This window comes from Micromonospora sp. NPDC000316 (assembly GCF_042898885.1).
In the GTDB taxonomy this organism is placed as follows: Bacteria; Actinomycetota; Actinomycetes; order Mycobacteriales; family Micromonosporaceae; genus Micromonospora.
This window is the reverse complement of sequence record NZ_JBIAZG010000022.1, coordinates 17,616-30,325: the sequence shown is the minus strand read 5'-3', so window position 1 is coordinate 30,325 and position 12,710 is coordinate 17,616. Positions and strand designations below refer to the sequence as shown.

Genomic DNA, 12,710 nt, shown 5'->3' with positions numbered 1-12,710 from the left:
TGCCCTGGGTCGTCGGTCGTCAGAGGGACAGGGGCACTCACAGTCCGCCGCCACCCTTGCGGTTGCTGGAGTCGAGTACGCCCTGCTGCTCCTTGGCGATGTCGTCGAGCGCGTCCTTCGGCTTCTTCGCGCCGTTGAGGGCTGCGTTCACGTTTGTGTTCTCGATGTCGACGAGGCGCGCGTACTCGGGCACGTTCCACATGTCCCGCATCCGCGGAACCGAGTCGGCGTACACCTTGTTGAACGGCCCGGCGTTGAGGAACTCGGGCGACTGCAGAGCGTCCGTACGCGAAGGCACGCCACCGGCCGCCGCCCACTTCTTCTGGATGTCGGCCCGCTGGAACCACGTCATGAAGTTCAGGGCCTCCGCCTGGTTGGCCGCGGGGGAGTAGGCCGACACGTGCATCCCCATGCCGCCGAGAGGGACCAGGTTCGTCTTCTGGCTCGGCAGGGTGGCGAAGCCCAACTTGTCGAGAATCTGCTCCCGCGTGGTGCCGAGCGTCGACTGCTTCGGGTCGAGCAGGCCGCCGCTCGCGGCGATCCAGTTGAACGCGATGCACGCCTTGCCCTGGGCGACCGACGCGTTCACCTCGTCGATGAACCAGTTGCCGGAGCCCTTGGCGGTCAGCGGCTTCATCTTGTTGACCAGGACATCCATCGCCTCCTGGCCCGCAGCGTCATTCAGGACGCCCTCGATCTTGCGGTTCTTGGAGTCCCAGAGGTTGCCGCCGTAGACGCCGTTGACCGTGTTGTAGGTGACGGCCGCCGCGTCGGAGCCGTTGGCCTGGTGGAAAGACAGCCCGCTGACACCAGGGTTGTCCGCCTGGCACTTCTCGGCGACTGAGATCATCTGGTCCCAGGTCTGCGGCGGCTTGTCGCCGATCAGGTCCTTGCGATAGATCATCGTCCAGGTGTCGCCGAGCAGCGGAAGTCCGTACAGGCTGGCGTTCTCGTCGCGCTTGCCGGTCTCCGCCTGGGGGAACTGGCCGTAGGCCGCCAGGAGGTACGGGTTGTAGGCGTTGACGTCGATGTTCTTCTTGACGAAGTCGGTGATGTCGAGGATGTTGCCGTTCGTCACAGCCTCGCCGATGTGTTGCGAGTCCAGGATCGCGATGTCGAAGTCGGTCTTGCGCGCGGCGAACTGGGTGAACATCGCGTCGTGCCAGTTCGCGTTCGGCACGGTGTTGACCTTGATGGTCGCGTTCGGCCGCTCCTTCTTGTACTCCGCGTTCGCGAAGTCCTCCAGTGCGTGGGCCGGAGGCCAGTCGAACCAGATGAAGCTGAGCGTCAGCGGGTCCTTGCTGAGTTCCGGGATGGTCGCCGGCGCCTTGGGGGCGCTCGCCTTCCCGCCGTCGTCTTCGCCACCGCCGCAGCCCGCCACGGTCGTGGCCACCAGCAACATGGCCGCCGTCGCCAGCTGCACCTTTCGCCGAGGTGCGGAGGTTCGTCCACTTCGCTTCTGATATGGCATCTTCTTGCCTGCTTTCTGGATGGGGACTTCTAGAGCCTCGCTATGTGCTTCGCCGAGCAGTTGCGGGGTTGAACAGAGGTGTTGCCAGGCTGTCGCGGGGGCCGACCTGCGGACCGGCGTCACGAGTACGCCGCGATGTACCGGGTCTTCATGCCGTCGAGAGTCCGTCGGTCCAGCTGCGGCCGGTGACGCACCGGGCAGGACGTCGAGCATGCTCGCGGCAGCTCCATGCGATCGAAGTAGAGCGATGGAGCGCGGTTCCGCGACGGTGCGAGACGGCGGGCTTCCGTCGCTTTTCCTATACGATCGAGTGGAGGCGTCAGAATGCCGCAGTGTTGTGACTGATGTCAACAGGTTCGCGAAGGCGCAAGAGAGGACCTCACGTCACGATGGACGACGAAGCGATGACCGTGCGGGGCCGTAGGGCCGTGGCGGGCGGAATGCCGCCAGGAAGATCTGGCGGCCGGCTTGCCGACGAGGTGTACGACACGCTGCTCGGACAGCTGATGTCGCTACGGATCGAGCCTGGCTCCCGCGTCACGATCGACGTCCTGGCGCGAGAGCTGGGGGTCTCGCAGACGCCGATCCGAGACGCTCTGAACCGCATGGAGGCCGAGGGGCTGGTCGTGCGTGTGCCCCATGCCGGTTACCGCATTCCACCCCAGATCACTCGGCAGCGATTCGAGGACATGCTCGAGGTCCGCCTGCTCCTCGAGCCGGCAGCGGCCCGCAGATCCGCCGAACGCGCATCCTCGGAGCAGGTGGCCGGTCTGCGACGAATACTCGAGGAGATGGCGGAGCTGGAAGGGGGCAGAGGGCCTGCGGCCTACGGCGCCTTCGGGCTACGCGACGCCGCCTTTCACGATCTCGTCGCCCTGAGCGCGGAGAACCAGGTCATCCGTGAGGCGCTCGCTCGCCTGCACAGTCACGTACACCTCTTCCGGCTGCACCACGACGCCCAGGTCACTCACTTGGCCATGGCCGAGCACGAGGAGGTCGTGGCCGCGATCGCCGCGCGTGACCCGGACGCCGCCGCCTACGCGATGCGCCGGCACATCCTGCGGTCCGGCGAGCGATTCAGACGGTTGTTCGACGAGATCGAGGGCGCGGACGCAGTGGCGGTAGAGGCTTGACGGGCGGCGGGGGCAGCGGAATGCTAGCTCAATCGGATCGGATTGGATCGTATCCACCTCACCGCCACCAGATGCGAGGAGAAGCAGGTGCCCAGAGCGCTGCTCCTGACCGGCGACGCCGCCGAGGAACTCGACACCATGTATCCCTACTACCGCGTGCAGGAGGGTGGCTGGGACGTCGATGTCTCGTCACGGACGCTTCGTGACGTGCAACTGGTCATCCACGAGTTCGACCCCAACTCCGACGCCTACGTGGAGAAGAACGGCCGGAAGTTGCCGGTCGACGTGCCCTGGGCCGAGGTCGACGTCGAGCGCTATGACGCCCTCATCATCCCCGGGGGACGTGCCCCCGAGTGGATCCGGGTCGACGCCGACGTCAGGCGCATCACCGAGCACTTCTTCGCGCGCAACCTCCCCATCGCGCTTGTGTGCCACGGCGCGCAGGTCCCCGCGGTGTACGGGCTCCTGAAGGGTCGAAAGACGGCGTGCTTCCCTCCCATCACCGGTGACATGGAGAACGCGGGCGCGACGGTCATCGACGCACCCGACGTCGTTGACGGCAACCTCGTCTCCTGCCGGGGGTGGCCCGACATGCCGCAGTTCGGCCGGGCGATGATGGAACTCTTCTCGAAGTCCGTCGACTCGCCGTCGGCGTGAGGACACCTGGCCTGCCCCGGTGACGACACTTCGGACCGTCGCCGTCGACGGATCCCCCGTCCACGTCCTGGACAGCGGCACCGGGCCGGCGGTGTTGATGCTGCACGGCTCCGGACCCGGCACGACCGGGTCCGGAGCCTGGGCAACGACAATGCAGGCGCTGGGCACGTCCTGGCACCTGGTGGCTCCTGACCAGGCGGGGTTCGGCCGTACGCCAGTCCCGGAGGGCTCCAGGGGCGGGCTCCGGCTGTGGACGGAGCAGGCCGCGGGCCTGATGGATGCGCTCGGCATCGAGCACTACGCCGTGGTGGGGCACTCCATGGGCGGTGCCGTGGCGCTGGCGTTGGCGGCCACGCGCCCCCAGCAGGTCACACGTGTCGTGGCGGTCTCGACGATGGGCGCCCCCGGGGCGCCGCTGTCCGCCGACCTCGACGCGGTCTGGGCCGCTCCCGCCGGCCCACTCGGGGCACGGGACATGCTGAGTCGCCTCGTCCTCGACCAGGCGCTCGTGACCGATGCGGCCGTCAACGCCCGTGCGGCCGCGATGCGAGCGGGGGCTGCCGCATTCGCGTCGCTGTTCCCTCCGCCCAGGGCACGATGGGTCGACGAGCTCACCCTTTCGACGCAGACGCTTGCGGCGGTCCGCGCGCCCGTGCTGCTCGTGCACGGCGCCGAGGACCGAGTCACCCCACTCCGGACGGCAGCTCAGCCGCTGCTCGGACACCTGGCCGATGTCCGTCTGCACGTGTTCGGCCGATGCGGGCACGTGCCGGCGATCGAGCACCCGCAGGAGTTCCGGCAACTGCTGTCGTGCTTCCTCCGTCGACACCCCTCGACAGATTGATCTTTGCGCCCGGCGACCTCTGTGTTCTGCGAGGTTGCCGGGGCCTCGAGTTGTGACGCCACGTCTCGTTGACCTTGCACTACGTGGTGGTTAGCGTTAACAAACTCTTGTCCACATCAGAGAGTCCGCCACCACCAAGGAGGATCAATTGAGAGTGGGACAGCGAAAGTTACGTCCCTGGCTGAGTCTCAAGGGTAGAGGTGTCGCCGTCCTGGCACTGGGTGCGCTTCTCGCGGTCTCGATCGCGCCGACGCCCTCGCACGCTGCCGACGATCCGCTCAGCGAGGGCCTGGTGCACCGCTTCGCCCTCGACGAGACCAGCGGAACCACGCTTGCCAACTCGGGTAGCGCGGGCTCGACGGCCAACGCCACGCTTGTGAATCCGCAGAAGGCGACGTTGACCGGCGACGGAGTCAGGTTCAACCCCGACTCGTACGAGAGTGCCCTCGATGGTGCGTACGTGGCACTGCCGAACAACCTCACCGCCGGCATGTCGAACCTCACCATCGACTATGGCGTGTGGATCGATCCGGCGAACGTCGGCGAGCACCAGATGTGGAGCCTCGGCGCGAAGTCCGGCTCGTGCGACGCCGACACCGGCGCGCAGGGCTCCATCTTCGCGTCGAACACCCAGCGGTTCCGCGTCGCAGTGGGCTCGGCGAACCTCCAGCAGAACCGCGTCCGCATGACCGAGGGAGCGTGGACGCACGTCACGTACACCCAGTCGCTGAACTCGAACGGCACAAGCTGGACCGGCCGGCTCTACCTCGACGGCGTGCTGCACGCGACGTCCACGAACCTGACCACACCGCCATCGGTGAACGCTGCGGGAACCAACTGCAACTTCCTCGCCCGCTCGCAGACGTCGGGCCACTACTCATTCCGGGGAACGATTCGGGACTTCCGGGTCTACGACCGGGCAGTGAGCCCCGACGAGACACTCGCCCTGGCGCAACGGACCGTCTCCACAGGTGTCCGCGCCGACGCCGCAGCCATCGACCTCGGCCTGACCAGCGCGATCGTACGCGACATCGTGCTGCCCCAGGTGGGCTCGGTGGCGGGCTCGACAATCACCTGGACGAGTTCGGACCCGTCGGTCGTCGCGGTCCACACCCCGCCACCCCTCACCAGCGCCCGCAAGGTCCCGGTGACCGGCAGGATCACCCGACCCGCGCAGGGGCAGCCCGACGCGACAGCCACGCTCACGGCGACTGTCCGCAAGGGCGCCAACGAGGTCATCACCAGGGAGATACCCGTCGTGGTGAAGGCCGAGTTCGACAACGCGCAGGCGGTCGACCGTGACGCCTACGACCTGACCCTGTACGCCACGGACGACGTGCGCGGAAACATCAAACTTCCGACCGACGGCGAGTTCGGGTCCACGATCACCTGGAAGTCGACAAGCGACCTGATCACCCCGACGGGTGAGGTGACCCGCCCGGCCTTCGGCCGTGCGGATGTCGCCGCCACCCTGACGGCAACCATCACCAAGGGTTCGGCGTCGCAGACGAAGTCGTTCCCGGTGACGATCACCGCCATGCCCCGTTCCGAGGAGTACGAGCGGTACTTCATGGGGTACTTCAAGGGTGAGGGAATCGCCGACGGTGAGCAGATCATGTTCGCCACGTCCAACGGAAACACCGCCCTGGACTGGACCGGTCTGACCGGGGGCCGGCCGTCGCTCATCTCCCAGTTGGGCGACCAGGGCCTTCGTGACCCGCACATCGTCCGCTCGCCCGACGGCGACACGTTCTACATGATCGCTACCGACCTGAACTGGTACGACCAGGGCGGGTACGCCATCAACGACACCCAGTACATCGAGGTGTTCGAGTCGCATGACCTCGTCAACTGGACTCCTCAGCGGCACGTGAAGGTCGCGCCCGACGACGCGGGAAACGCCTTCGCACCCGAGTCGCTGTGGGTCGAGGAGATCGGCGCCTACGTCGTCTTCTGGGCACAGTCGCTGTGGGACAACCCCGTGAACCGCACGGGGCAGGGCAACGCGCAGATGTGGTACACCACGACGCGCGACTTCCAGACGTTCTCCGCTCCCCAGGTCTGGCAGGACCCGGCCCCGCTGTCGCGGATCGACACGACCGCGATCAAGGTCGGTGACTACTACTACCGGGTGACCAAGAACGAGGCGGGCAACCGAGGGTCGGACATCTTCTCGGAGAAGCACACCAACTTCTTGGACAGCAACGTCGACAACTGGACGACGCTCGCTCCGGCTCTGGGGCGTACGACGTGGGACCCCAACCAGGGTTACGAGGGGCCCGTCATCTTCAAGGCCAACCCTGGTGACACCGCCTGCCCGGGCCAGTTCTACCTCTGGGGTGACCGGTACACGAACGGTGGTGGATACCAGGCTGCGTGCCACGAGAACATCGAGGCACCGACCTGGAACCCCAAGGCGATCACGATGACCAACGCGGGCGTCGTACGTCCGCGTCACGGCACGGTGATCCCGCTGACCCTGCGCGAGTGGAACGACATCCGTGGGATCGCGAACAGCGACGTCACGACCACCACCGAGGTGGCTGTGGAGCCGTACGCGAGCGGATCCGAGTCGACCACTGTCACCGCAACTGTCAAGGCGGCTGACGGGTTCGAAACCGGCGGCCAGGTGCGGTTCAGCCTCGGCTCGTGGTCGACGCTCGCCCACCTGAGCGACGGTGCGGCCACTGTCACGCTGCCGGCGGGCCTGCCTGCGGGTGCCCGGACGGTCACGGTCGAGTACCTCGGCTTCGACTACCTGAAGGCGTCGCAAGGAACGGCCTCGTTCGTGGTGCCGTCCGGCCCGAATGCCGTCAAGGTCCATGCGAAGACGGCGCCGGCGTCGGTCGTCCGCGGGAAGACATTCACGCTGGACGTGACTGTCGAGCCAAAGGGCGGAAAGAAGGAGGCTCCGACCCCGACCGGCGAGGCCACTGTCACCTTCGCCGGCACCGTGCAGGTCGTGCCACTGGTGGACGGCAAGGCCGTCGTGACGCTGCAGACTGCCAATCTGCAGCGCGGGCAGTACCGGGTGCACGTTGCCTACTCCGGCAACCCGACCTACCAGAGTCACGCCGCCAACTACCAGAACCTGACGGTGCGGTAGCCAGCACAGGTACGCCGAGGCGCGCTGAATTGCGCCACGAAGTAGGAGCGGGCGAGATCGACCGATCTCGCCCGCTCGGCGTCATCGTCCAGGACGACGCGGTGCGTACGCGGGTCGAGCCGCTTCCAGCAGCCTCATCGCCGCGGCGCGCACTACGCGAACGACCGATCGAGGCTGAGAGACCGTCGATCGGACGGGCTCGGCGTTGCGATACCGTCATGGGTGCCCACACCGGCGCCGAGCAGCCCGCGTCCGTCGGCTGCCGATGGCCCGCAGGGCGCCCCACCAATCCAGGGAGATACCGATGCCGGAGCCTGAGCCCGTCCAGGACGACAACGCGGCGGATGCCGAATCCTCGGCCACCGCCGAGGCCGACCAGCCTGCCGTTCACGAAAATCGGGCTGCCCGGCGCGCGAAGGGCAAGGCCACGTCGCCTCAACCACATGGAAAGGGCCAGCACATCGCAGGCCGGGGCTCGGTGCAGAGCCCGCGCCAATGGGGCAACCGCCGAAGCGGCTGAGCTCTTGGTGGAGCCCGTTGTCAGCACCACTCGCTGATCACCACAGCCGCAGGGTGGCGGCGGTGAGGGCGCCTCGTCGGGGTTGTCGAGGCAGATCGCCGGGTGGCTGGCGGGGGAGCGCCAGCCACCCGGTCAGCCGATCAGCCAGTCGTCCAACGATCGTGGTGGATCATCGACGACACCGGTCGTCGCTGCTGCCAGCCGTGCCGCTCCAGGTCGGGCGTCTGCTCCAGGTGGGTGACCGGGCCGAGGCAGAGCCACGCCACCGGGCGGACGGTGGCCGGAATGCCGAGCAGGTCGCGCAGGAACGGCTCCCGATAGAACGAAACCCAACCGACTCCGAGTTGCTCGGCGGTCGCGGCCAGCCACAGGTTCTGGATCGCCAGGCAGACCGAGTAGAGGCCGGCGTCGGCGATCGCGTGACGACCGAGCACGGCCGGACCACCCCGCTCCGGGTCGTACGTAACCACTACCGACAACGTCGACTCGCGTACGCCATCGATCTTGATCCGGGCGAAGCGTTCCGCCGCCACGCCGTCGAGCGTGGCCGCGAAGGTGTCCCGTTCCCGTTCCCGTTCCACGTGTCGGTGGAATTCCTGCCGCAGCTCAGGATCGCGGACCAGGATGAAGTCCCAAGGTTGGGAAAGACCGACGCTCGGCGCGGCGTGCGCCGCCGCGAGGATCCGGTGCAACGTCTCGTCGGGGATCGGCGCCCCGGTGAACTGGGCACGTACGTCCCGGCGGCGGTGAATGGTCTCGTAGAGTCCGGTGTTCAAGGCAGGCTCCCGCTGCGCTCGTGCCCCTGACGGGGCCGATGACGCGAGGCCGGTCTTCGGACTCCCGGATCTGCGCTGGTCACCCGCCTTCCCAGCCCCTCAGGGCCAGTGGCTGCGTCTGGTACGCGTAGGTGGCAGCTCCCCGGTCACCGCGGCGGGCCCGTGCCGGACTCACACCGGCTTCCCGATTCTCCCCACTCGCGTGGGGCACCTCGCAACGTTTGTGCCACCGAGACCATAGCGGCCCGGACGAACGGGAGACGAATCGCGCCACGGATTTGGGATCCGCCCGACTCCCCGTCCCGCCCGAGAAGCAGCGGGCGAGCAGCCGGAGTCCCTCGGGCACCCGTTCCGTCTGAATGGCGCCGTAGCCGAGGATCAGTCCAGACGTCTGGCGGTCACCGGCATGGTAGGGGGCGAGTTCCTCGACGGCGACGCCGTGGTCGGCGGCCCGTTCGACGACCGTGGCCGGGTCGACGGATACGTCCGGCCGTAGTCGTGCGCACAGGTGCAGGCCGGCCGTGGACGGCACCGGGACGAGCCACTCGGCGAAGTCGTTCCGCAGCGCGGCGTCAATCAGGGCCCGCCGCTCGGCGTAGACCCGGGTGGCCTTTCGGATGTGCCGCGGCAGCTCGCCGGAGTCGATGAAGCGGGCCAGTGCGGCCTGGCTGGTGTGGTCGCCGTGCCAGTCGGTGAGCTGTTTCGCGGCGAGCAGCGCCGGTCGCAACGACGCCGGAGCGACGAGGAAACCGAGGCGCAGCATGGGGAGCAGGGTCTTCGAGAAGGTGCCGACGTAGACGACCTTGCCGGTCCGGTCGAGGGTCTGCAGCGGGTCCAGCGTCCGCGCCGAGAAGCGGAACTCGGTGTCGTAGTCGTCCTCGACGATGACGGCGTCCCGGTCAGCGACCCAGTCGAGCAGTGCCGCGCGGCGGGCCAGTGACATCGGCGTACCCAGCGGCAACTGGTGCGACGGGGTGACGTAGACCAGTCGCGTGTCGCCGGGCAGCGCAGCGACGTCCAACCCCTCGTCGTCCACCGGAACGGGCACCACCCGGGCCCCGAGGCTGTGGAACAGTCGCCGGGCTGGTGGATACCCGGGCTCCTCGACCGCTACCCGGTCGCCCGGCTCGATCATGACCCGGCCGACGAGGTCCAGGGCCTGCTGGGCACCGTGGGTGACGATCACGTCGTCGGCGCGGCCACGCACCGACCGGGCGAGACCGGCGTACCGGGCGATCGCGGCGCGCAGGTCGGGATGGCCGTCCGGTGCGCGGTAGCCGCGCCGCACGGTCGATGCGCGGAGTTCGCCGGCCACCAGCCGCCGCCACGTGCCGAGCGGGAACAGCTCGGCGTCGGGCGTGCCCAAGCGGAAGTCGTACGCGGGCTGCTGCGCGGCGACAGGAGTCGGCCCGGCGGACGCCCAGAGCGCTCGGGGGCGTACCCCGCCGGCCGGGGCCGGGCGGGGCCGGGCGCGGGCGACCGGCTCGTCGGTCACGAAGGTCCCCGCACCGACCCGGGCGACCACCAGGCCCTCGGCGGTCAGTCGCTCGTAGGCGACGGCGACCGTGTTCCGGGCGACGTCGAGCCGCAGTGCCAGCTCACGGGTGGGCGGCAGCCGTTCGCCGGGACGCAGCCGGCCGTCCAGGATCGCGTCCAGCAACTGCCGGTAGATCCTCGACGCGCGGTCCCCGGGGCCGACCAGGCTGACGTGGATGTCCACGGCGTGCACCCTACATTGGCCCAATCAACACGGCCAGAATCGGCACTTCTGCACGCCAATTCCCGGGTCTTGAATGACTACGGGAAGGGGAGTCTTCGATGACTGTCGTTGACATGTGGTTCGATCCGAAGTGTCCGTGGGCCTGGAACACCTCCCGCTGGCTGCTCGAGGTCGAGCGGGTCCGGACCGTGGAGGTGCGCTTCCACGTGATGAGTCTGTGGCTGCTCAACCAGGGCCGCGACGGCCTGGAGCCGTGGTACGAGCGGTGGCTGTCGAACACCCTCGGCCCGGTCCGGGTGCTGACCGCCGCCGAGCAGAAGTACGGCACCCCGGTGCTGCGGGACCTGTACACCGCGCTCGGCAACCGCATCCACCACGACAAGACGCCGATCGGGCCCGACCTGTACCGCGACGCGCTGGCCGAACTGCACCTGGACCCCGCCCTCGCCGAGGCCGCCGACGTGAACGACCACGACGACGCGCTCCGGTTGAGCCACCACAACGGGCTCGACCCGGTGGGGGAGGACCTCGGCACGCCGGCGATCCAGGTGCCCGGGCCGGACGGCACGGTCACCGCGTTCTTCGGCCCGGTGGTGAGCCTCGGTGCCGCGCGGCGAGGACGCCGGCCGGCTGTGGGACGGGGTGCTGCTGGTCTCCGGCACGGCCGGCTTCTACGAACTCAAGCGCGGACGTACCGGTGGACCACGGGTCGACTGACCCACCACGAGACGAGGAGCGCTGTGCCCCGGATCATCCCGCCCGCCGGCCCGCCGCGGGTGCTGGCTCTCGCCCAGCTCGCCAACTCGCTCGGCGATGGAGCGTTCTACGCCTGTTCGGCGTTGTTCTTCATCCGGGTGGTTGGCCTGTCCCCGACCCAGATCGGGATCGCCCTCACCGTGGGCTGGTCGGCAGGCATCCTGGCCGGGGTACCCGCCGGCCAACTGGCCGACCGCCATGGGCCACGTCGGATGGCGACGATCTTCGCGGTGGGCACCGCCGGTGCCCTGAGCGTCTTTCTCGTGGTCCGCTCGTTTCCGCTCTTCGTGCTTCTCACCTGCGGCTACGCGTGCTGCCAGGCCGGACTCACGGCCAGCCGGCAGGCGCTGCTGGCCGGGCTGGTCGAGCCGGAACGGCGAATGACGGTACGGGCGCATCTGCAGGCGACGCTCAACGCCGGGCTGGCCGTCGGTGCGGGGCTGGGCGCGCTGGCGCTCCTGGTGGACACCGTGCCGGCGTACCTCGCGGTCTTCGTCCTGGACGCGGTGAGTTTCCTGGCCGCCGCCGCGGTGGTGCGCCGGCTACCCGAGGTGGCGCCGACGGACGCGGCGCGGCCGGCGCAGCGGCGGCTGGCCGTGCTGCGGGACCGTCCGTACGCCCTGATTATGATCTTGAACGCGGTCATGTATCTGAACATGCCGTTGCTCAGCCTGGCGCTGCCCCTGTGGATCGCCGAGCGCACCGACGCGCCCACGTCGATGAGCGCCGTGCTGCTCGCCGTGAACATGACCTGCGTGGTGCTGTTGCAGGTCCGGGTGGCCCGCCGGGTCACCGACCCCCGCACCGCGGGTCGAGCCAGCGGGCATGCCGGCTGGGTACTGCTCGTCGCCTGCGCCGGATACGCCGTGTCCCCGATGGTCGACGGGGCGTGGGCGGCGTCCGCGGTGCTCCTCGCCGCCGCCGCGGTGCAGGTGCTCGGGGAGATGGTGCAGGCCAGCAGTAGTTGGGAGTTGGGCTTCGCACTGGCGCCGCCCGACCGGCAGGGCCAGTACCAGGGCTTCTTCGGCATGGCGCCACAGATCGCGCGGATGCTCGGGCCGGTCCTGCTCACGACGCTGCTGATGGGTCTGGGGACAATCGGCTGGCTGATGCTCGGCGGGCTGTTCCTGGCCGCAGGCCTGGCCATGGGTCCGGCGGTACGCCTGGCGGGCCACGGCCGACCGAGGCACCGACAGAGGGCTATCTACAAACTGGTTGGGGAGGAATCGTTATGACGTACACGGCGGATTTTGGCGCGGGCAGCGCGGTGCTGCACCCCGAGGCCGCGCAGGAGCGGGCGGTGATGGGGTCCGGCACGGTCGGCCGCTTCGTCGCCCCAGGGACCGCCACCGAGGGCCGCTTCGGCCTCTACGAGTGGCGAATGCCGGCCAGGGCGGGCGGCGCCGAGGCGCACTTTCACCGAACCTTCTCCGAGTCCTTCTACGTCGTCTCCGGCACCGTACGGCTCTACGACGGGTCGGATTGGGTCGACGGGCATCCCGGTGACTTCCTCTACGTGCCCGAGGGTGGCGTGCACGGCTTCAGCAACGACAGCGACGCCGAGGCCGTGATGCTGATCCTGTTCGCGCCCGGCGCGCCGCGCGAGACCTACTTCCGCGAACTCGCCGAAATCGCCGCCACCGGCCGGACCCTGTCCGAAGAGGAGTGGACCGACCTGTACGCCCGCCACGACCAGTACCGAGCCTGAGGTCCGCCCCGCTCGGCAG

Annotated in this window: 9 protein-coding genes, 2 pseudogenes and 1 riboswitch; of the genes and pseudogenes, 8 read left to right on the top strand and 3 right to left on the bottom strand. The window is 68.7% G+C overall.

Annotated elements, in window-relative coordinates:
- Window positions 1-37: 37 nt before the first annotated feature.
- Complete coding sequence (locus ACFY2Q_RS27570) at window positions 38-1,423, bottom strand: extracellular solute-binding protein (RefSeq protein WP_387135169.1); 1,386 nt, start codon at window positions 1,421-1,423, stop codon at window positions 38-40.
- A gap of 437 nt (window positions 1,424-1,860) precedes the next feature.
- Between ACFY2Q_RS27570 and ACFY2Q_RS27565 the strand changes: the two genes are divergently transcribed.
- The 5 genes from ACFY2Q_RS27565 (at window position 1,861) to ACFY2Q_RS27545 (ending at window position 7,731) form a co-directional block, all read left to right on the top strand.
- Window positions 1,861-2,604 carry a GntR family transcriptional regulator gene (locus ACFY2Q_RS27565; RefSeq protein WP_387135166.1) on the top strand — a complete coding sequence of 248 codons (744 nt, stop codon included), beginning with the start codon at window positions 1,861-1,863 and terminating at the stop codon, window positions 2,602-2,604.
- A gap of 87 nt (window positions 2,605-2,691) precedes the next feature.
- Complete coding sequence (locus ACFY2Q_RS27560; protein WP_387135163.1) at window positions 2,692-3,261, top strand: DJ-1/PfpI family protein; 570 nt, start codon at window positions 2,692-2,694, stop codon at window positions 3,259-3,261.
- A 19-nt stretch (window positions 3,262-3,280) separates the two neighbouring features.
- A complete protein-coding gene (locus tag ACFY2Q_RS27555; RefSeq protein ID WP_387135160.1) occupies window positions 3,281-4,105 on the top strand; it encodes an alpha/beta fold hydrolase in 825 nt (274 codons plus the stop codon).
- 154 nt (window positions 4,106-4,259) lie between these two features.
- Window positions 4,260-7,211: an immunoglobulin-like domain-containing protein gene (locus tag ACFY2Q_RS27550; protein ID WP_387135158.1), complete on the top strand. Its 2,952-nt coding sequence runs from the start codon at window positions 4,260-4,262 to the stop codon at window positions 7,209-7,211.
- Between the two features lie 304 nt (window positions 7,212-7,515).
- Window positions 7,516-7,731 carry a hypothetical protein gene (locus ACFY2Q_RS27545; RefSeq protein WP_387135155.1) on the top strand — a complete coding sequence of 72 codons (216 nt, stop codon included), beginning with the start codon at window positions 7,516-7,518 and terminating at the stop codon, window positions 7,729-7,731.
- 140 nt (window positions 7,732-7,871) lie between these two features.
- Here ACFY2Q_RS27545 and bluB read toward each other — a convergent pair whose 3' ends face one another.
- Entirely contained in the window at window positions 7,872-8,507 is a 636-nt protein-coding gene (gene bluB, locus ACFY2Q_RS27540; protein ID WP_387135153.1) for a 5,6-dimethylbenzimidazole synthase, read from the bottom strand.
- 29 nt (window positions 8,508-8,536) lie between these two features.
- Window positions 8,537-8,737: riboswitch (cobalamin riboswitch) on the bottom strand.
- A gap of 305 nt (window positions 8,738-9,042) precedes the next feature.
- Window positions 9,043-10,227 (bottom strand): annotated as a pseudogene (locus ACFY2Q_RS27535) (PLP-dependent aminotransferase family protein); the annotation flags it as partial.
- A 98-nt stretch (window positions 10,228-10,325) separates the two neighbouring features.
- On the opposite strand from ACFY2Q_RS27535, the pseudogene ACFY2Q_RS27530 reads away from it, so the two are divergent.
- The 3 genes and pseudogenes from ACFY2Q_RS27530 (at window position 10,326) to ACFY2Q_RS27520 (ending at window position 12,691) form a co-directional block, all read left to right on the top strand.
- A pseudogene (locus tag ACFY2Q_RS27530) lies at window positions 10,326-10,944 on the top strand (disulfide bond formation protein DsbA).
- Window positions 10,860-12,218: an MFS transporter gene (locus tag ACFY2Q_RS27525; RefSeq protein WP_387135150.1), complete on the top strand. Its 1,359-nt coding sequence runs from the start codon at window positions 10,860-10,862 to the stop codon at window positions 12,216-12,218. The pseudogene ACFY2Q_RS27530 and the gene ACFY2Q_RS27525 overlap by 85 nt, the downstream one beginning before the upstream one ends.
- Window positions 12,215-12,691 carry a cupin domain-containing protein gene (locus ACFY2Q_RS27520; RefSeq protein WP_387135148.1) on the top strand — a complete coding sequence of 159 codons (477 nt, stop codon included), beginning with the start codon at window positions 12,215-12,217 and terminating at the stop codon, window positions 12,689-12,691. The genes ACFY2Q_RS27525 and ACFY2Q_RS27520 overlap by 4 nt, the downstream gene beginning before the upstream one ends.
- The last annotated feature ends 19 nt before the right edge of the window (window positions 12,692-12,710 follow it).

Bases quoted from the DNA above. Each gene is read 5' to 3' on its own strand.
- ACFY2Q_RS27545 (WP_387135155.1), top strand. From the start codon at position 7,516: ATGCCGGAGCCTGAGCCCGTCCAGGACGACAACGCGGCGGATGCCGAA.
- ACFY2Q_RS27520 (WP_387135148.1), top strand. From the start codon at position 12,215: ATGACGTACACGGCGGATTTTGGCGCGGGCAGCGCGGTGCTGCACCCC.
- ACFY2Q_RS27565 (WP_387135166.1), top strand. From the start codon at position 1,861: ATGGACGACGAAGCGATGACCGTGCGGGGCCGTAGGGCCGTGGCGGGC.